The 17869-nt window shown below is 67.0% G+C and carries 15 protein-coding genes; 5 read left to right on the top strand and 10 right to left on the bottom strand.

Features of this window, described 5'->3' with window-relative positions; all coding sequences use genetic code 11:
* Positions 1 to 12 precede the first annotated feature (12 nt).
* From IP69_RS17780 to xdhA, 5 genes are all read right to left on the bottom strand, one after another.
* The gene (locus IP69_RS17780; protein WP_054144192.1) at positions 13 to 1077 is read right to left on the bottom strand and encodes an ABC transporter permease; all 1065 of its coding nucleotides are present in this window, start codon (positions 1075 to 1077) and stop codon (positions 13 to 15) included.
* Positions 1070 to 2629, bottom strand: coding sequence for an ABC transporter ATP-binding protein (locus IP69_RS17775; protein ID WP_054144169.1), 1560 nt, complete (start codon positions 2627 to 2629; stop codon positions 1070 to 1072). Before IP69_RS17775 ends, IP69_RS17780 begins: the two co-directional genes overlap by 8 nt.
* On the bottom strand, positions 2613 to 3467 hold the full coding sequence (gene xdhC / locus IP69_RS17770; protein WP_054144191.1) for a xanthine dehydrogenase accessory protein XdhC: 855 nt from the start codon (positions 3465 to 3467) through the stop codon (positions 2613 to 2615). The genes IP69_RS17775 and xdhC overlap by 17 nt, the downstream gene beginning before the upstream one ends.
* Before the next feature lie 220 nt (positions 3468 to 3687).
* A complete protein-coding gene (xdhB, locus tag IP69_RS17765; RefSeq protein WP_082359440.1) occupies positions 3688 to 6057 on the bottom strand; it encodes a xanthine dehydrogenase molybdopterin binding subunit in 2370 nt (789 codons plus the stop codon).
* Positions 6050 to 7516 carry a xanthine dehydrogenase small subunit gene (gene xdhA, locus IP69_RS17760; RefSeq protein ID WP_054144168.1) on the bottom strand — a complete coding sequence of 489 codons (1467 nt, stop codon included), beginning with the start codon at positions 7514 to 7516 and terminating at the stop codon, positions 6050 to 6052. The genes xdhB and xdhA overlap by 8 nt, the downstream gene beginning before the upstream one ends.
* Before the next feature lie 273 nt (positions 7517 to 7789).
* Between xdhA and guaD the strand changes: the two genes are divergently transcribed.
* Together guaD and IP69_RS17750 are read left to right on the top strand one after the other, a co-directional pair.
* Positions 7790 to 9124, top strand: coding sequence for a guanine deaminase (guaD, locus tag IP69_RS17755; RefSeq protein ID WP_082359439.1), 1335 nt, complete (start codon positions 7790 to 7792; stop codon positions 9122 to 9124).
* A gap of 49 nt (positions 9125 to 9173) precedes the next feature.
* Entirely contained in the window at positions 9174 to 10202 is a 1029-nt protein-coding gene (locus IP69_RS17750; RefSeq protein WP_156323524.1) for a GSU2403 family nucleotidyltransferase fold protein, read from the top strand.
* A 13-nt stretch (positions 10203 to 10215) separates the two neighbouring features.
* On the opposite strand, the gene IP69_RS17745 is transcribed toward IP69_RS17750, so the two are convergent.
* From IP69_RS17745 to IP69_RS17730, 4 genes are all read right to left on the bottom strand, one after another.
* Positions 10216 to 11073, bottom strand: a complete 858-nt coding sequence (locus IP69_RS17745) for a D-amino-acid transaminase (RefSeq protein WP_054144167.1) — start codon at positions 11071 to 11073, stop codon at positions 10216 to 10218.
* Positions 11074 to 11152: 79 nt separating this feature from the next.
* On the bottom strand, positions 11153 to 13447 hold the full coding sequence (locus IP69_RS17740; RefSeq protein WP_054144166.1) for an NADP-dependent malic enzyme: 2295 nt from the start codon (positions 13445 to 13447) through the stop codon (positions 11153 to 11155).
* A gap of 141 nt (positions 13448 to 13588) precedes the next feature.
* Entirely contained in the window at positions 13589 to 13825 is a 237-nt protein-coding gene (locus IP69_RS17735) for an Lrp/AsnC ligand binding domain-containing protein (protein ID WP_038361355.1), read from the bottom strand.
* A 56-nt stretch (positions 13826 to 13881) separates the two neighbouring features.
* Positions 13882 to 14706: an alpha/beta hydrolase gene (locus IP69_RS17730; RefSeq protein ID WP_054144165.1), complete on the bottom strand. Its 825-nt coding sequence runs from the start codon at positions 14704 to 14706 to the stop codon at positions 13882 to 13884.
* A gap of 163 nt (positions 14707 to 14869) precedes the next feature.
* On the opposite strand from IP69_RS17730, the gene IP69_RS17725 reads away from it, so the two are divergent.
* Genes IP69_RS17725 through IP69_RS17715 form a run of 3 tightly spaced genes read left to right on the top strand, consistent with a single transcriptional unit; the run spans position 14870 to position 16479 of the window.
* Positions 14870 to 15868, top strand: coding sequence for an asparaginase (locus IP69_RS17725; RefSeq protein ID WP_054144164.1), 999 nt, complete (start codon positions 14870 to 14872; stop codon positions 15866 to 15868).
* Positions 15869 to 15928: 60 nt separating this feature from the next.
* A complete protein-coding gene (locus IP69_RS17720) occupies positions 15929 to 16156 on the top strand; it encodes an antitoxin MazE-like protein (RefSeq protein WP_054144163.1) in 228 nt (75 codons plus the stop codon).
* Positions 16153 to 16479 (top strand): type II toxin-antitoxin system PemK/MazF family toxin, encoded by a 327-nt coding sequence (locus IP69_RS17715; RefSeq protein ID WP_054144162.1) that lies wholly within the window; start codon positions 16153 to 16155, stop codon positions 16477 to 16479. The genes IP69_RS17720 and IP69_RS17715 overlap by 4 nt, the downstream gene beginning before the upstream one ends.
* 3 nt (positions 16480 to 16482) lie before the next feature.
* On the opposite strand, the gene IP69_RS17710 is transcribed toward IP69_RS17715, so the two are convergent.
* The gene (locus IP69_RS17710; protein ID WP_054144161.1) at positions 16483 to 17859 is read right to left on the bottom strand and encodes a TIGR03808 family TAT-translocated repetitive protein; all 1377 of its coding nucleotides are present in this window, start codon (positions 17857 to 17859) and stop codon (positions 16483 to 16485) included.
* Between the last annotated feature and the right edge of the window lie 10 nt (positions 17860 to 17869).

The following is a 17869-nucleotide window of genomic DNA, read 5'->3' as shown; positions in this document are numbered from 1 at the left end:
GTGGCAGAACCCTCATGCCACCCGCACCCTCCAGCTGATGCGGTACTTCACCAGCACGTCGGTCGCCAACAGCACGAAAAGCAGCAGCGCCTGGAACATGCCGGTTGCGGCCTGCGGCAGCCGCACGGTCGTCTGCGCGATCTCGCCGCCGACATAGGTCGCCGCGAGCACGATGCCGCCGAAGACGATGCCGAGCGGATTCAACCGGCCCAGGAACGCCACGATGATCGCGGTGAAGCCGTAGCCGGTCGGGAATTGCGGGGTCAGCTGGCCGAAAGGACCGGCTGCCTCGAACAGGCCGGCCAGCCCGGCGAGACCGCCGCTGGCCAGCAGCGTCGCCCAGGTCACGCGGTCTGCGCTGAAGCCGCCATGGCGCGCGGCGGCGGGCGCCAGCCCCACGACCTTGACCGCGTATCCAGCGGTCGTCTTCTCCATCAGCAGCCAGGCGACGAGCGCGATCAAAAGCGCGGCGGGGATGCCGAGATGGACGAGTGAGCCCTCCATCATCGCTGGCAGCGTCTGGTCGGCACCGAACATCCGCGTCTGCGGGAAATTGAAGCCGTCCGGGTCCTTCCACGGGCCGCGCACCAGATAGTAGAGCGCCTGCACCGCGACATAGGTCAGCATCAGGCTGGTCAGGATCTCGCTCACCTGCAGCCGCACGCGCAGGAAGGCCGGCACTGCCGCCCAGGCCATGCCGCCGAGCACGCCAGCCAGCGCCATGGCGGGCAGAATCCACCAGCCGGTCATCTCATGCGTTACGAGGGCCACGCCGGTGCCGGCGATCGCGCCCATGATGTATTGGCCCTCGGCCCCGATGTTCCAGACATTGGCGCGAAAGCCGATCGCCAGCCCCAGCGCGATCATCACCAGCGGCGCCGCCTTGACGCCGAGATCGGGCCAGCGCTGCGGCTCCAAGAAGGGCGTCACGAAGATGCTCTCCACCGCGTGGAAACCGTTATAGCCCATCGCCGTGAAGACGATCATGCCGAGCAGCATCGTCAGCCCGATCGCGATCAGCGGGCTGAGCCAGAGCATCAGCGTGCTCGGTTCGCGGCGGCGGCGCCATTCAAGCATGGGCCGGCGCTCCCGGCGGCGAGGCCGCCCCATGCACGCCGCCCATCATCAAGCCGATTTCGTCGATGCCGAGGCTGGCCACCGCGCGCGGGGCAGAGAACCGGCCCTCATTGATAACGCAGAGCCGGTCGGCCAGCTCGAGCAGTTCGTCGAGATCCTGCGAGATCACCACCACCGCCGAGCCCTTTGCAGCGAGATCGACCAGCTCCTGCCTGATCGCCGCAGCCGCGCCGGCATCCACCCCCCAGGTCGGCTGGCAGACGACGAGGACGCCCGGCGTCTGGCCGATCTCGCGACCCATGATGAACTTCTGCAGATTGCCGCCCGACAGCGAGCGGGCGAGCGCAGCCCCGCCGGTGGTGCGGACATCGAAGCGCTTGATCACCGAGTCGGCGAAGCGGTTCACGTCTCCCGTGCTGATCAGCCCGAGCGGCGTCAGCGGCAGGCGGTGGCGCGCGGTCAGGATCGCATTGTCGGCGAGCGAGAAATCCGGCACGGCGGCATGGCCGTTGCGCTCTTCGGGCACGCAGGCGAGACCCAGCGCCCGGCGCGGACCGGCGCCCATGGTTCCGATCTGCCGGCCGTCGAGCGCGATTGCGCCAGGGTCGGTCGCCGGCCGCTCGCCCGAAAGCGCCGTCAGAAGCTCCGACTGGCCATTGCCCGCGACGCCGGCGATGCCGAGGATCTCGCCGGCGCGTGCCTCGAATGAGATGCCTTCTAGGTCGGTGCCGAAGGGCGGCTCGCCTGCAAGCGTCAGGCCTGACACCGCCAGTCGCACCTCGCCCGCACCCGTGCTCGCGGTATGCTCGACCTGGCGAAGCTCCGCGCCAATCATCAGCTCGGCCATGCGTTTCGTGCTCTCGACGCGCGGGTCGCAGGTCGCGACGACCCGGCCAGCCCGCAGGATCGTCGCGGCTTCGCAGAGCGCCTTGATCTCCTGCAGCTTGTGCGAAATGTAGAGGATCGCGCAGCCTTGCGAGGCGATCTGGCGCAGCGTCCCGAACAGCTTGTCGACCTCCTGCGGGGTCAGGACCGAGGTCGGCTCGTCCATGATCAGGAGCTTCGGCTCCTGCAGCAGGCAGCGCACGATCTCGATACGCTGCCGCTCGCCGACCGACAGCGTATGGACCTCGCGCTCGGGGTCGAGCGGCAGCGAATAGCTGTCGAGGATGGCAGCGACACGGGCTTTGAGAACGTCGCGGTCGACCGCCTCGTCAATGCCGAGCGCGATGTTCTCGATCACCGTCATCGCGTCGAACAGCGAGAAATGCTGGAACACCATGCCGATACCGAGCCGGCGCGCGGCCTTGGGCGAGGGGATCGAGACCGTTTCGCCCTCCCAAGCGATAGTACCCTCATCGGCCTGCTGGACGCCGTAGATGATCTTCACCAGCGTCGATTTGCCGGCGCCGTTCTCGCCCAGCAGCGCGTGGATCTCGCCGGGGCGGACGCTGAGGCTGATGTCCTCATTGGCCTTCACGCCCGGAAAGCTCTTGGAGATATGCGACAGCGCGAGCCGGGGACAAACCGTCTGGTCAGGCGGTTGCGTCATGGCCGGCTCGTTCCTCCGCTCCGGCTCCGCAGGAAGCCTGTTGTTTCCGAAGCAAACTCTGCACCAGTTCGGCGGCCGTCAAGGCCGCGATCACCTCGGGGCGCTTGTCGTCCACATCGCTTCCGCCGATCGGGCAAATGAGGCGGGCCAGCGCCTCGCGCCGCCCGCCGTCGCGCAGGAAGCCTCCCTCGAAGCGCGCCCGCTTCGTCGCCGAGCCGATCATCCCGACGTAGGCCGCGTCGCCCCGCTGCAGCGCCGCCTCGGCCAGCCGGTAGTCGAGGGCGTGGCTGTGTGTGAGCACGACATGGGCCGCGCCTTGGGGCGCCGTGGCGACGGCCGCGACGGGATCGGCCATGCGGATGCAGGTCACCGCGGCCGGCAGCCCGTCCATGACGCCGTCGCGATCGTCGATCAGCGTGACGCGGAAGGGCAGGGGGGCCAGCACTTGCGCCAGCGCGCGGCCGGTGTGCCCGGCGCCGAAGATGAGGATGGCCGGGCGCGTGTCGGCCTCAGCCTGCTCCCGCGCCACCTGCATCGCGAGGTCCGCCGATGTCGCGCGCCGCAGCGAAACCTGCACCCGCCCGCCGCAGCACTGCCCCATCTGGGGACCGAGCGGGATGTCCAATTCGCGCGCCGTCTCGCCCGCCTGCAGCATCGCGCGGGCGATGTCGATGCAATGAAACTCGAGCTGCCCGCCGCCGATCGTCCCGGCCGCGCCGGTCGCGCTCACCGCCATCGTCGCGCCTGCCTCGCGCGGGGTCGAGCCGGCCGCTTGCGTAAGGGTGACGAGGATAGTGCCGTCGGCGAGGTGGCGGGTGAGAAAAGGGATGAGGGTCATCGCTGTTTTGCCCGACATAGGAGGTCGAGGCTCTGGGAACCCCTCTCCCGGAGGGAGAGGGGCAGGGGTGAGGGGAAGGCCCTCTGCCCAGTTGCGTGAGATCTGCGGGCTGCGGCGGCCAGGTGGAGGTCAATACGGCAAATGGCCGACCCCTCACCCTGCCCGGGAGAGGGTTCCACGCGCCCCATTCTGCGGGCGTATTTGCTTCGGCCAGCGGCGCTCACAACCCCGCCTCCGTCCGAACCCGCTCCACCGCCGCCAGCACCCGCTCCGGCGTCGCGGGCGTATCCAGCCTCGGACACACCCGGTGGCCGCCGACGCTCGCCACCGCGTCCGACAGCGCATGCAGCACGCTGATCGCCAGCATCAGCGGCGGCTCGCCGACCGCCTTGGAGCGGTGGATCGTCGGCTCGCGATTGGGCGCGTCCTCCAGCAGCGCGACGTTGACGATGCGCGGCCGGTCGGAGGCGACGGGGATCTTGTAGGTCGAGGGCGCATGCGTCTTCAGCACGCCCTTTTCGTCCCAGACCAGCTCCTCGGTCGTCAGCCAGCCCATGCCCTGGATGAAGCCGCCCTCGATCTGGCCCTTGTCGATCGCCGGGTTCAGCGAAGTCCCGCAATCATGCAGGATATCGACCCTCTCGACCTTGTATTCACCCGTCAGCGTGTCGATCGCGACTTCGGCTGCCGCTGCCCCATAGGCGAAGTAGTAGAACGGCTGGCCGCGCCCGGCCTTGCGGTCCCAGTGGATCTTCGGCGTCGCATAAAAGCCCGTCGCCGAGAGCTGGACCCGGCCCATATAGGCCGCCTTGACCAGATCGACGAAGGCGATTTCGCGGGCGCCTACCTGGACGAAGCCTTGCCGGAAGACGATGGAATCGGGGCTTTCCTGCCAGTGCTGCGCCGCAAAGGCGACAAGCCGGGTCTTGATCGTCTCGCAGGCGTCGAGCGCCGCCATGCCGTTGAGATCGGAGCCCGACGAGGCTGCGGTGGCTGAGGTGTTGGGGACCTTGCCGGTCGTCGTCGCGGTGATCTTGATCTGGTCGAGCCCGATGCCGAAGGATTGCGCCACCACCTGCGCCACCTTGGTGTAGAGCCCCTGGCCCATCTCGGTGCCGCCATGGTTCAGCATCACCGTGCCGTCGGTGTAGACATGCACCAAAGCGCCGGCCTGATTGTACCAGGTGGCGGTGAAGGAGATGCCGAACTTGACCGGTGTCAGCGCGAGGCCGCGCTTGACGATCGGACTTTTCGCATTGGCTTCCCGCATCGCCGCCTGCCTAGCCCGGTAGTCGCAGGAGCACTCGAGCCGCGCGATCACCTCGCCGGCGATGTTGTCCGTCACGGTCTGGTGGTAGGGCGTGAGATCGCGGCCGGGCCCCTCGCCGGGCGTGCCGCCATAGAGGTTGCGCCGGCGCACCTCCAGCGGGTCGAGCCCCGTCGCGAAGGCGACCTCCTCGATGAATCGCTCGGCCCCGACCATGCCCTGGGGGCCGCCGAAGCCGCGAAAGGCCGTGTTCGAAACGGTGTGCGTCAGCAGCGGCTCGGAACGGGCGCGCACCGCCGGGTAGAAATAGCAATTGTCCATGTGGAACAGCGCCCGGTCCGTCACCGGCCCCGACAGATCGGCATTCCAGCCGCAGCGCGCGGCATAGACCGCATCGACCGCATGGATATGGCCGGCATCGTCGAAGCCGATCTCGTAATCGCAGACGAAATCATGGCGCTTGCCGGTAATGATCATGTCGTCGTCGCGGTCGGGCCGCAGCTTCACCGGCCGCTTCAGCTTGCGGGCGGCGAGCGCGGCGACGCAGGCGAAAAGGTTGGACTGCGTTTCCTTGCCCCCAAACCCGCCGCCCATCCGCCGGACCTCGATGGTCACCGCATGCGAACCGACGCCCAGCACCTGCGCCACCATATGCTGCACCTCGCTGGGGTGCTGGGTGGAGGAGAAGACCTGCATGTCCTCCTCCTCGCCGGGGATGGCGAGCGCGATCTGCCCTTCGAGATAGAAATGGTCCTGCCCGCCGATCGTCATCGAGCCCTTCAGCCGGCGCGGGCTTGCCGCCAGCGCGGCCGCGACATCGCCCCGCTCGAGCTTGAGCGGGTCGGTGACCAGCGTGCCGCCGGCCGCACGGGCCGCCGCGACATCGAGCACAGGCGGGGCCTCCTCATAGACCGCCAGCGCCAGCGCCGCTGCATGGCGCGCGGCCTGGCGCGTCTCGCCCACCACGGCGAAAAGGGGCTGGCCGTGATGCAGGATCGTCTGCGTCGCGAAGACCGGTTCGTCATGGCGATGCGTCGAGGAGATGTCGTTGACGCCGGGGATGTCGGCGGCGGTCAGCACCGCGACCACGCCGGGCGCCGCCAGCACGGGCGCGAGATCGAGCGAGACCAACCGGCCATGGGCGATGCGGCTCAGGCCGAGATAGGCATGGAGCAGACCCTCGGGCGCTGCGATGTCGTCGATATAGACGGCCTCGCCCGCGACATGGCGGGCAGCGGAATCATGGATGCGGGACGCTCCGAGCGACCCGACCGTTACCCCGGGCTGTATCGGCGGATCCTGCCGCTGGCGCGCATCAGCCATGGCGCGCCTCCGCCAGCAGGCCGGCGACGCGGGTCTCGACGCCGGGTCGCGTGGTCTCGATCAGGAAGCGCCGCAGCAGGTTGCCGGCCATCGCGAGCCGGTATCCGGCCGAGGCGCGCATGTCGGACAGTGGCGTGAAGTCGCGCGGGAGGGCGAGAATAGCGTCGTCGACCGCCGCGTCATCCCAGGCCCGGCCAATCAGCGCGGCCTCCGTTTCCAGCGCGCGCTTCGGGATGCCGGCCAAGCCGCCATAGGCAAGCCTTGCGTCCGTAATCCAGCCATCCCGGCCGATCTCCAGCAGAAAGGCGCCGCAGACGGCCGAGATGTCCTCGTCGAAGCGCTTCGAGATCTTCGAAATGTGGAACTCAGCGTCGCGCGGAAGCTTGGGCACGATCACGGCCTCGACGAACTCGCCCTCGCGCCGGTCCTGCTTGCGGTAGTCGAGGAAGAAGTCTTCCAGCGGGATGTCGCGCTGTTCGCCGCCACGGCGCAGGACCAGGCTCGCGCCAAGCGCGATGAGCGCCGGTGGCAGGTCGCCAATCGGCGAGCCATTGGCGATGTTGCCGCCGATCGTGCCGGCATTGCGGACCTGTTCACCGCCAAAGCGGCGCATCAGCTCGTCGAGCTGCGGCGAAAGCGATGCCAGCACGGGGCGGACCTCCGCATGCGTCGCCATCGCGCCGAAGACGATGTGGTCGCCCCGATCCGCGATCTCCCGCAGCGCTTCGATGCGTCCGAGGGAGATCACCGGATCGAGCCGGCGCATGCCCTTCGTGACCCAGAGCCCGACATCGGTCGCGCCCGCGACCAGCGTGGCCTGCGGATGGGCCATGACGAGATCGGCAAGGGCGTTGACCGTCGCCGGGGCCAGGAAGCGGCCCTTGGGGCTCGTCAGCGCCAGCGTCTCCATATCGGCCAGCGCGCGCAGCGTGTCTGCGACCGCATCACGGTCGAACCATTCGGCCTCATCGAGATGATACATCCGCTGCGCCGCCGCGATGATCGGCTCATAGCCGGTGCAGCGGCAGAGATTGCCCGCCAGCGCATCCTCGATCCGCGCAACCGACGGCGTATTCTCGTTCAGCCAGAGCGCGAAGAGCGACATCACGATGCCCGGCGTGCAAAAGCCGCATTGCGAGCCGTGACAATCGACCATCGCCTGCTGGACCGGATGCAGGCTGCCGTCGGGGCGCTTCAGATGCTCGACCGTCAGAATCTGGCAGCCATCGAGCGTCGGCAAAAAGCGGATGCAGGCATTGATCGCCTCATAGCGCAGCCGGCAGCGATCGAGCCGGCCGACGACGACCGTGCAGGCGCCGCAATCGCCCTCAGCGCAGCCTTCCTTGCTGCCGGTCAGGCGCCGCTCCAGCCGCAGCCAGTCGAGCACAGTGAGCGTCGGGTCGCAGGGCGCGATCTCGATCAATTCGTCGCCGAGGAGGAAGCGCAGCGTCTCACGCATGGGCGGCTCGCATGGTGCTGACCGCTCCATTGTGGGTCATCCCGGGCGACCGCAGGGAGACCCGGGATCCATGCCTGAACCTCTCCGGGGAACGCTCCGGAATGGATCCCGGATCTCCGCTTCGCTGCGTCCGGGATGACGGCGCGAATGGTAGGGGCAGGATTCGATCCGATGCGACACAAATCATGCCCTCAGATTAGGCATGATCCCCGCTTGGCCGGAAGCTTTGATTTGGTGCAGATGTGATGTGAATTTGAGCCGGAGTCCAAGCCCGTGACGGAAAACCCCGCCATTCGCGCCCTGCGCGGCCGCCTGCTTTGGTTTGTCGCCGATCCGCACGACGACGGCGAGGCGGCGCATCGTTATGTCGCGGACGGGGTGCTGGTGATCGAGGGCGGCGTCATCCGCGCGGTCGGCCCGGCGGAGGCCATCCTGTCGACCCTGCCGACGGGGGCGGAGATCACCGACCACCGCCCGCACCTGATCATGCCCGGCTTCATCGACGCCCATCTCCACATGCCGCAGACGCAGGTGATCGCCTCCTATGGCGCCCAGCTGATGGACTGGCTCGAGCGCTACACCTTCGTCGAGGAGCAGCGGCTGGCGCAGCAGGGCCATCCCGAAAAGCTCGCGGCCTTCCTTCTCGATGAGCTGTTGGCCAACGGCACCACGACGGCAGTGATCTACGGCTCCGTGCATCCGCAATCGGCGGAAGCGCTGTTTCGCGAATCCGAGCGTCGCAACACCCGCATGATCGCCGGCAAGGTGATGATGGACCGCAATGCGCCTGGAGCGCTCACCGATACAGCCGAGAGCAGCTATGCCGACTCAAAGGCGCTGATCGCGCGCTGGCACGGCAGGGGCCGCCAGCTTTACGCCATCACGCCCCGCTTCGTTGTGACCTCGACGCCGCAGCAGATGGAGGCCGCGGGGCGGCTCGCGGCCGAGCATCCCGACTGCCATGTCCAGACCCATATCAACGAGAACCGGGCCGAGATCGCGCTCGCCAACGAGCTCTATCCGGAGCCCGGCGATTATGCCGGCATCTACCAGCATTACGGCCTGCTGGGCCCCAAAAGCCTGCTCGGCCATTGCATCCACATGACCGACCGGGAATGGCGGCGTTTCGCCGAGACCAGCACGGTCGCCGTGTTCTGCCCGACTTCGAACCTCTTCCTCGGCTCCGGCCTGTTCGACTGGGCCCGCGCCCGGGCCGAGGGCGTGCCCGTCGCGGTCGCTACCGATATCGGCGGCGGCACCTCCTATTCGATGCTGCGCACGATGTCGGAAGCCTACAAGGTGCTGCAACTGCAGGGGCAGTCGCTCTCGGCGTTCGCTGCCTTGCACGCCATCACGCTGGGCAACGCCAGGGCGTTGAAGCTCGACCATCTGATCGGCTCTCTGGAGCCCGGCCACGAGGCCGACATCGTCGTGCTCGATGCGAGCGCCCAGCGGGCCATGGCCCACCGGCTGGAGACGGCGCGCGATCTGGCCGAGGAGCTGTTCGTGCTGGTCACGCTCGGCGACGAGCGCAACGTCGTCGCGACCTATGTGATGGGGGAGCATGTGGCTGGCCCAGTGCGCGGGCAGGCGTGTTCAACGATTTGATATTTTGTTGAACACATGGCATGTTCAACGTCATTCAGAGGTGTTGAACATGGCCTTGATCGACATCGCCGACCATTCGCCGCTGGCGCACGCGGCCTACCATGATCTCCTCAATGCGCTGCGGGACGAGAGCGTCTCCGAATTGCGCGGCGCCCCCACCCGCGTCGAGCGCAATGGGCGCACTTATTGGTATGACAGCTACCGTGTCGGCACGGAGGTCAAGAAGCGTTATATCGGGGAAGATACGCCGCAGCTGCGCGACCGCATCGACCGCGCCAAGGTTTTGAAGGTGGAGGCGGCCGAGCGGCGCTCGCGTCGCACGCGGCTGATCCGGATCCTGAGGGCGGAAGGCCTATTGCCCATCGACGCAGCAACCGGAGGCCTGGTTGCGGCGCTGGCCGCCGCCGGGGTGTTCCGTTTGGGCGGGACGATCGTCGGCACGCTGGCCTTCCGACTCTATGAGGGCGAACTCGGTGTTCGCTATCGGCTGGACGAGGCCGTGCAGACGAACGACATCGACATTGCGAGTTTCGAGCGCCTGTCGCTGGCGCTTCGGGACAGTGTGGATGGCAGTTTGCCGGGGCTGCTTGGCGAGCTCGCTTTTGAGCCCGTCCCAGGCATGGATCGCCATAGAAGTTGGCGTTGGCGGCAAAGCCGCAACGACCTTCTGGTCGAGTTCCTGACGCCGTCCTTTTCCGACAAGGAAGAGACACGGCCCTTGCGCGCCTTGGGCGTGCACGCCCAGTCGCTGCACTACCTGAATTTCCTGCTCGCCGAACCGATCTCGGCCGCTGTTGGCTACCGCAACGGCGTTCTCGTCCAGATACCCCGGCCGGAGCGCTTCGCGATCCATAAGCTGATCGTGTCCGACCGGCGTCGTGAGGGCGCCGACAGCCTGAAATCGATCAAGGACCGCCGGCAAGCGGCGTTCCTGATCAACGTCCTCGCGCGTGATCGTCCCGATGAGCTGCGCGAAGCCTATCAGGACGCTCTGGGGGGCGGCCCGCGCTGGCGGGAACGGCTGGGCTCAGCTCTGTCCCGCATCGAGGGGTTGGAGGCCCAGCTGGACGCGCTTTGAGCTTCTCGCCGTCTCACCCCAGCACGCCGCCCTCCCTGGCGAAATCGATGTAAATCTCGCGCAGGCGCAGCGCGGTCGGGCCCGGCGCGCCATTGTGGATGCTGTGGCCGTCGATTGTCGTCACCGGCATGACGAGGCTGGTCGCCGAGGTGATGAAGGCCTCCTCGGCGTCGAGTGCCTCCTGCAGGGTGAACTCGCGCTCCTCGAAAGTGAAGCCCGTCTCCGCGATATAGGCCAGCACGGCCTTGCGGGTGATGCCGGGCAGCACCTTGTTGGAAAGCGGTCGCGAGATCAGGGTCTTGCCCTTGACGATCCAGGCCGTGGAGGACGCGCCTTCCGTCACGACGCCGTCCTCGATCATCCAGGCTTCCTGCGCACCGTTTTCGGCGGCAAACTGCTTGGCGAGCACGGGCGCCAGCAGGTTGACGCTCTTGATGTCGCGGCGGGCCCAGCGCAGATCCGGCGTCGAGACGACCTTGATGCCGGTCTTGACCGCAGGCGCATTCACGAAATTGCGGGCCTGGGTGAACATCACCAATGTCGGCTTGGCATCCTTGGGGAAGGGAAAGTCGCGGTCAGCCGCGCCGCGCGAGACCTGCAGATAGACTCCGCCCTCGTCGAGGCTGTTGCGCTCGATCAGCTCCTCATGGATCGCGACCAACTCGGCCTTCGACCAGGGCAGTGAGAGCCTGATCTCGCCGCAGGAGCGCTCCAGCCGCGCCAGATGCGCCTCGCAATCGACGAGCTTGCCGCCGATCACCGCCGAAACCTCGTAGATGCCGTCGCCGAAGATGAAGCCACGATCGAAGATCGAGATGGTGGCGTCTTCTTCCGGCACAAAGGCGCCGTTCACATAGACAATGCGGCTCATCGATCAGGTCTCGTCAGCTGGTTGAAAGCATGATTGTCGTAGCCGACGACAGGCGCGGGCGCGAGGGCCAATGACCGCTTCATCCGGCCAAAGCCGCGCGCTCCTGCGCCTCGACGACCGCCACCGCCGTCATGTTGACGACGCCGCGCGCGGTCACCGAACCGGTCAGGATATGCACCGGCTTGGCCGCACCGATCAGGATCGGGCCGACGGGCAGCGCGTCCGCCAGCACCTTGGCAAACTGATAGGCGATGTTGGCGGCGTCGAGATTGGGGAAGATCAGCACGTTGGCGACGCCCTTCAGCCGCGAGGAGGGCAGCACGCGCTCGCGCACCATCGCGCTCAGCGCCGTGTCGGCTTCCATCTCGCCATCGCATTCCAGGTCCGGCGCGCGCTCGCGGATGATGGCCAGCGCCTTGCGCATCTTGAGCGCGGAGGGCGTATCGGCCGCGCCGAAATCCGAATGCGACAACAGCGCGATCTTGGGCTCGATGCCGAAGCGCGCGACATGGCTCGCCGCCAGCACCGTCATGTCGGCGATCTCCTCGGCGGTGGGGTCGTTCTTGACATGGGTGTCGGCCAGGAAGAACGCGCCCTTGTTGGTGATGATCAGCGTCATCGCCGAGATGTCGCAGACGCCGGGCTGAAGCCCGATGATGTCCTTGATGTGCCGCAGCCGCGACATGAACCGGCCTTCGAGCCCGGTGATCATCGCATCCGCCTCGCCGCGCGCCACCGCCAGCGCGGCGATCACGGTGTTGTTGGTGCGCACCAGCGAGCGCGCCGCCTCGGGCGTGACGCCGCGCCGGCCGGCGATGTCGAGATAGGTCTGCACATAGTCGCGATAGCGGGGATCATCCTCCGGATTGATCACCTCGAAATCGACGCCGGGGCGCAGCGACAGACCGAAGCGCTTGACCCGGGTCTCGATCACACTGGGACGCCCGATCAGGATCGGGATCGCCAGCCCTTCCTCCAGCGCGACCTGCGCCGCCCGCAGCACGCGCTCGTCCTCACCCTCGGCGTAGATCACGCGCTTGGGGTCGGCCTTCGCCTGGGCGAAGAGCGGCTTCATGATGAAGCCCGAGCGGAACACGAAGCGCGACAATTCCTCGCGATAGGCGTCGAGATCGGCGAGTGGCTTGCGCGCGACGCCGGTCGCCATCGCGGCTTCCGCCACGGCCGACGCAATGCGGATGATCAGGCGCGGGTCGAACGGGTTGGGGATCAGCGAGGTCGCCCCAAACGTCGAGGATTCGCCGCCATAGGCCCGCGCCGCGATATCCGACGTCGCCTCACGGGCAAGCGACGCGATGGCGCGCACGGCAGCCAGCTTCATCGCTTCGTTGATCGTCGTCGCCTGCACGTCGAGCGCGCCGCGGAAGATGTAGGGAAAGCACAGGACGTTGTTGACCTGGTTGGGATAGTCCGACCGCCCTGTGCAGATCATCGCATCGGGCCGCACGGCGAGCGCATCCTCCGGCGTGATCTCGGGGTTGGGATTTGCCAGCGCCAGGATCATGGGTTTCTCACCCATGGCCTTGGCCATCTCGGGCTTCAGCACGCCGGCAGCCGAGAGGCCGAGGAAGACGTCGGCCCCGGGGATCACCTCGGCCAGCGTGCGGGCCTCGGTCTCCTGGGCATAGACCTCCTTCCAGCGGTCCATCAGGGTGTTGCGGCCCTTGTGGACCACGCCTTCGAGGTCGGTGACCCAGATGTTCTTGCGCTGCGCACCGAGCTCGACCAGCAGGTTGAGGCAGGCCAGCGCCGCCGCACCCGCGCCCGAGACGACGATCTTGACGTCGCCGATTTTCTTGCCCGACAGGTCGAGCCCGTTCAGGATCGCTGCCGAGACGATGATCGCGGTGCCGTGCTGGTCGTCATGGAAGACCGGAATGTTCATCCGGGCCTTGAGCTGCTCCTCGATCTCGAAGCATTCCGGGCCCTTGATGTCCTCGAGATTGATGCCGCCGAAGGTCGGCTCCAGCGCCGCCACCACCTCGACGAATTTCTCGATGTTCTTCTGCTCGACCTCGATGTCGAAGCAGTCGATCCCGGCGAATTTCTTGAACAGGACCGCCTTGCCCTCCATCACGGGCTTGGACGCCAGCGGGCCGATGTCGCCCAGGCCCAGCACGGCCGTGCCGTTGGTGATGACGGCGACGAGGTTCTGCCGGGAGGTCAGTTCGGCGGCTTGCGAGGGATCATCGACGATGGCTTCGCAGGCCGCCGCCACGCCGGGCGAATAGGCGAGCGCGAGATCGCGCTGGTTGCCGAGCGGCTTGGTCGCCTGGATTTCGATCTTACCGGGGCGGGGCAGGCGGTGATAGACGAGCGCACCCGAGCGAAGATCGGGGGACAGGTTGCTCTTCATCGCAGCGGCTCCAGCAGCGTCGGCTCAATGGCATGAGCAGGCGAGGTCGCGCGAATGAGGGGGCGTCGTCAAGCGCGCGGGATGCATTAATCGCGAGCAGAGATGGCCGACCCACCGGTTCGACGGGCCGCCAGAGGCGCCTCAGAACGCCTTGAAGGTAATGATCGTGTGCGTATCGGCGATCTCTGGGATCGATTGCACCTTCTGGGCGACGAAATGGCCGATATCGACGTCGGCCGCGACGTGGAATTTCGCCAGGATGTCATAGTTGCCCGCGGTCGAGTAGATTTCGGAGGCGATCTCGCGGTCGGCGAGTTCGCTGGCGACCTCATAGGTCTTGCCGAGCTTGCATTTGATCTCGACGAAGAAGGTCTGCATCGCGCGGCTCCGAAGTTTGGCAGAGGCCTCTCGATAGAACCTCACAGCCCCTCAGATCAAGCGCCGGCGAGTTCGGCGATACGCCTGGTCATCGCGTTTTCCGGATCGGCGAGCCCTTCGATCACCGTGAAATGGTTGGTACCGACGATCTCCTCGTACCGAGTCTGCACACCCGACAGACCCCAGACATCAACGATGCGGCGGCTCTGCTTGAGAAATTCCTCGCTTTCGACGGCCCCAACGACGGCGTCCATGACGAGCCCCGACGGAGCCGGCCAGAAGAACGGACTCTCCCGCTCGGCCTCCTCGAAGCTCAAGCCCAGCGCCGTATTGATGCTGGTTTCGGTCAGGGGTTTCAGATTGTAGATCCCCGAGATGCCATAGGCCGCCGGCACGAGTTGATTGGGGAGATTGTCATCGACGCTGGCCCAGTTGGTCGCCAGCAGGCAGGCCGAAAGATGCCCGCCGGCCGAATGCCCGGTCGCCACCACCGGCAGCGCGTAGCGCCGCCACAGGGCCGCAGCCGCCTGTTGGATTTCCCACACGATATGGCCGAGCGTGACCTGTGGGCAAAGATCATAGCCGACGACGGCGACCGGCACGCCCCGTGCGTTCAGTCCGCGCGCCATATGCGAGAAGAAGCTGCGGTCGAGCCCCTGCCAGTAGCCGCCATGGATGAACATGACGATGGCCGTGCTGTTGATGGTCGCCGGCTTGAACAGGTCGTAACGCTGGCGCTCGCTCTCGCCATAGGAGACGCCGAGTTCGCACAGTGCCTCGCTCCGATAGATTTCGGCATCGCGCGCCCAGCCCGCGATCAGCCCAGGGTGTTCGGGCACGCGGGCGCGGTTGTTGTATTGCGTTTCGTAGTCGCTCGACATGCCTGGCTCCGGCTGGCCTGATGCCCACAGGTCTTCCCGCTGACGCAGGAACACGCCCGTCATGGCAGGTGCCGCCAGTCTGCGCCATGGCTTTTGACAGGTCGAGCGCCGGTCGGCACAAGGCGCTCGCGTTCCATGCAGGACGCCCGCTTGGGAGACGACCATGGAAAACCCGATCCTCGCCGAGGTGACGCGCGGCAACACCGTCGAATCGCGCCATCGCGGGGCCGCCCTCATCGTGGACGCCGACGGCGCCGTGGTGTTCTCGGCGGGCGATGTCGACCGCCCCGTCTTTCCCCGCTCGGCGGTGAAGGCGTTGCAGGCACTGCCGCTGTTAGAAAGCGGCGCAGCCGATCGCTATGGTCTCACCGAGCCGGAGATCGCGCTCGCCGTCTCCTCGCATTCCGGCGAGCCACTCCATGCGCAAACCTCGCTCGCCATGCTGGCCAAAGCCGGGCGCGACGCCGGCTGCCTCGAATGCGGCGCGCACTGGCCGATGAACGATGCCGCCGCGCGGGCGCTGGCGAAGGGCGGCCAAGAGCCGAGCGCGCTCAACAACAACTGCTCGGGCAAGCATGCCGGCTTCGTCTGCCTCGCCTGCGGTCTCGACGAGGACCCGGCCGGCTATGTGAAGGCCGGACATGCCGTGCAGAAGGCCGTGCGCGGCGCCTTGGAAGAGGTCACCGGAGCTGCCCATTCCACCGACCTCATGGGCACCGACGGCTGCTCGATCCCGACCTATGCCGTGCCGCTGAAGGCGCTGGCCATGGGCTTCGCCCGTTTCGGCACCGGCCACGGCTTCGGACCGCAGCGCACGAAAGCCGCCGCCCGCATCCGCAAGGCCGCGGCCGCCCACCCCTTCATGGTCGCGGGCACCGGCCGCTTCGACACCCGCGCCATGGAACTGCTTCGCGAGCGCATCTTCATCAAGACCGGGGCCGAGGGCGTCTATTGCGGTGCCCTGCCGGAGCTGGGCTACGGCATCGCGCTGAAATGCGACGATGGCGCCGGCCGCGCGGCGGAGGTGGTGATGGCGGATCTGATCGCGCGCTTCCTTCCGATGGACGAGGTGGAACTGGCCGCCTTCGCCCCGCTGCGCGAGAGCGTGATGACCAACTGGAACGGTATCGAGGTCGGACGCGTCAGGGCCGCCGCCATTTGACCAGCGAAAGGTCGCGCGTTACCTTTCGACGCCAGAACTTTCGACTGGGGGAGACCCGCCATGCCGCGTCCCGCCTTGAAGGACGGTCTGACCAAGCAGGCCCGCTACCGCGCCGCCAAGAAGGCGGCAGGGCTGAAAGAGGTCAGGCTCTGGACCTTCGACACGAAGGATCCGGCGTTTCTGGCGCAGTTGAAGCGAGAGATGACAGCAATCCGTGAGAGTCCCGCTGAGACGGATGATATCGCGTTCGTCGAGGCGCTGACTGACTGGCCCGCTGAAGACAAATGAAGCGAGGCGATGTGGTCATCGTTGCGGCGCAGGGTGAACACGGCAAGCCCCGCCCTGCGCTGGTCGTTCAGAACGATCTCATCGATGATGTCGATACGACGCTGGTATGCCTGATTACGACGAGTACGGAGATCTCGGCTGCATTCCGCCTAGCGGTCGCGCCGAACGCGTCAAACGGGCTAGTCGATCACAGTCATGTCATGCTGGACAAAACTACCATGGTGCTTCGGCGGAAGTGCCGGGCGGTGGTCGGACGGCTTTCTGACGCGCAGATGGCGGATGTCGATCTTCGCCTGGCCTTCGTCCTCGGCCTTGGCGGTTGAACCTCATCCCGCCGCGTTGCCCTCGACCCGGATGCCGGTCGCCCGCGCGTCGGGCGTCCTTGTCAAATCCCCGGTGACCGCCTTGCCATACTCCGTGCCGACGACCGCGCCGCGGCTCGCCTCCGCGATGACGTTGCCGGAGATCACCACGTTGCGCTGCTTGGGCACCAGCGAGACGGAGATGCCGATGCCGGTGCGGCGGACCATGTTGCCGGTCGCGACGAGGTTGCGCATGCCCCAGGACCAGCCGAGCGAGATGCCGATGTCGCTGGCGTCCTCGATGACGTTGCCGGTGACGGTGGCCTCCGCCTCGATATGAACGCCCATCCCGCCGATGGGCTCCTTGACGCCAGGATAGAGGCCTTTGCGGGCATTGCGGATGATGTTGTTGGCAAACACCGACAATCTGCCGCCATGGTCGAGATTGGTGATGTTGGCGCCCTGCGCGCAATCCTCGACGATATTGTTGGCGACGATCGCGCCCTCGAAGGCAAATTCGGAATAGATCCCGCATTCGCCGCAGCGCTTGCCCTGATTGCCGAGAATCTGCACGCTGGAGCCGGAATTGTTGCGGATGAAGGTCAGCGCGCAATCGCGCAGCTGATTGCCTTCGATGATGGCGCCGCCGGCCTTGTAAAGGCTGATGCCGTTGCCATGGGGTCCATCGCCGCCGGCATCGGCCCGGATGCGCTCGATGCGGTTGCCCCTGATGAACGAGCGTTCGTCGCCGGGCTGGCCGCGCCAGAGCTGGATGCCGTTATTGCCGCAATCCTCGACGCGGTTGCGTTCGATCTGCAGGCCGCGCGAATCCAGAGAGAACAGCGCGGCTTCGCGCATCCTCTGGAAGCGACTGGTTTCGACGCTGCCGCCGGTGCGGTTGAACACCAGCCCGAGCGCGCCGGCGTCGATGAAGGCGCAATCGCGGATGGAGATATCGGCGACGTCATCCGCGTTGAGCAGCCCTTCGCGACCCGCGATGCGGATGCCGACCCCGTCGAGGGTCACCCCCGTGAGGGAGACCCGTCGCAGGCCGCGCGCGACCAGCAGCGGCCCCCCCTGGGCCGCGACCAGCCTCGTCGCGCCCTCGATGCCGATCAGGCTTGCGCCGTCTGGCAGAGCGACGCGCGCGATGCGGTAGCGACCAGGCGCGAGCATCAACGGCGCCTCGCGCCGGGTGGCTTCTGCCAGCGCGGTTTGCAACTGGCGCGACTGATCGTCGGGCGAACCCGGCCGCAAGCCGAACTGCGCCGCATCGACCCCAAAGGAACCCAGCGCGCCTGCGATCGGGCGCCGCGACGTCTGGGCGAGCGCCGGTGGGGCCATGAGCGAGCCTGTGCCGAAAAAGGCCGCCGTTAGCAGCGACCGTCGGGAAAGGACCATCTGCACCTCC

Source organism: Allobosea sp. AAP35, assembly GCF_001295925.1.
Classification (GTDB): domain Bacteria; phylum Pseudomonadota; class Alphaproteobacteria; order Rhizobiales; family Beijerinckiaceae; genus Allobosea.
Note: the sequence above shows the minus strand (reverse complement) of the source record. Positions and strands in the feature narration are given on the sequence as shown.

Excerpts from the sequence above, each read along its gene's own strand:
- IP69_RS17780 (WP_054144192.1), bottom strand. The coding sequence starts at position 1,077 with ATGCTTGAATGGCGCCGCCGCCGCGAACCGAGCACGCTGATGCTCTGG.
- IP69_RS17775 (WP_054144169.1), bottom strand. The coding sequence starts at position 2,629 with ATGACGCAACCGCCTGACCAGACGGTTTGTCCCCGGCTCGCGCTGTCG.
- xdhC (WP_054144191.1), bottom strand. The coding sequence starts at position 3,467 with ATGACCCTCATCCCTTTTCTCACCCGCCACCTCGCCGACGGCACTATC.
- xdhB (WP_082359440.1), bottom strand. The coding sequence starts at position 6,057 with ATGGCTGATGCGCGCCAGCGGCAGGATCCGCCGATACAGCCCGGGGTA.
- xdhA (WP_054144168.1), bottom strand. The coding sequence starts at position 7,516 with ATGCGTGAGACGCTGCGCTTCCTCCTCGGCGACGAATTGATCGAGATC.
- IP69_RS17750 (WP_156323524.1), top strand. The coding sequence starts at position 9,174 with ATGGCCTTGATCGACATCGCCGACCATTCGCCGCTGGCGCACGCGGCC.
- IP69_RS17745 (WP_054144167.1), bottom strand. The coding sequence starts at position 11,073 with ATGAGCCGCATTGTCTATGTGAACGGCGCCTTTGTGCCGGAAGAAGAC.
- IP69_RS17740 (WP_054144166.1), bottom strand. The coding sequence starts at position 13,447 with ATGAAGAGCAACCTGTCCCCCGATCTTCGCTCGGGTGCGCTCGTCTAT.
- IP69_RS17735 (WP_038361355.1), bottom strand. The coding sequence starts at position 13,825 with ATGCAGACCTTCTTCGTCGAGATCAAATGCAAGCTCGGCAAGACCTAT.
- IP69_RS17730 (WP_054144165.1), bottom strand. The coding sequence starts at position 14,706 with ATGTCGAGCGACTACGAAACGCAATACAACAACCGCGCCCGCGTGCCC.
- IP69_RS17725 (WP_054144164.1), top strand. The coding sequence starts at position 14,870 with ATGGAAAACCCGATCCTCGCCGAGGTGACGCGCGGCAACACCGTCGAA.
- IP69_RS17720 (WP_054144163.1), top strand. The coding sequence starts at position 15,929 with ATGCCGCGTCCCGCCTTGAAGGACGGTCTGACCAAGCAGGCCCGCTAC.
- IP69_RS17715 (WP_054144162.1), top strand. The coding sequence starts at position 16,153 with ATGAAGCGAGGCGATGTGGTCATCGTTGCGGCGCAGGGTGAACACGGC.
- IP69_RS17710 (WP_054144161.1), bottom strand. The coding sequence starts at position 17,859 with ATGGTCCTTTCCCGACGGTCGCTGCTAACGGCGGCCTTTTTCGGCACA.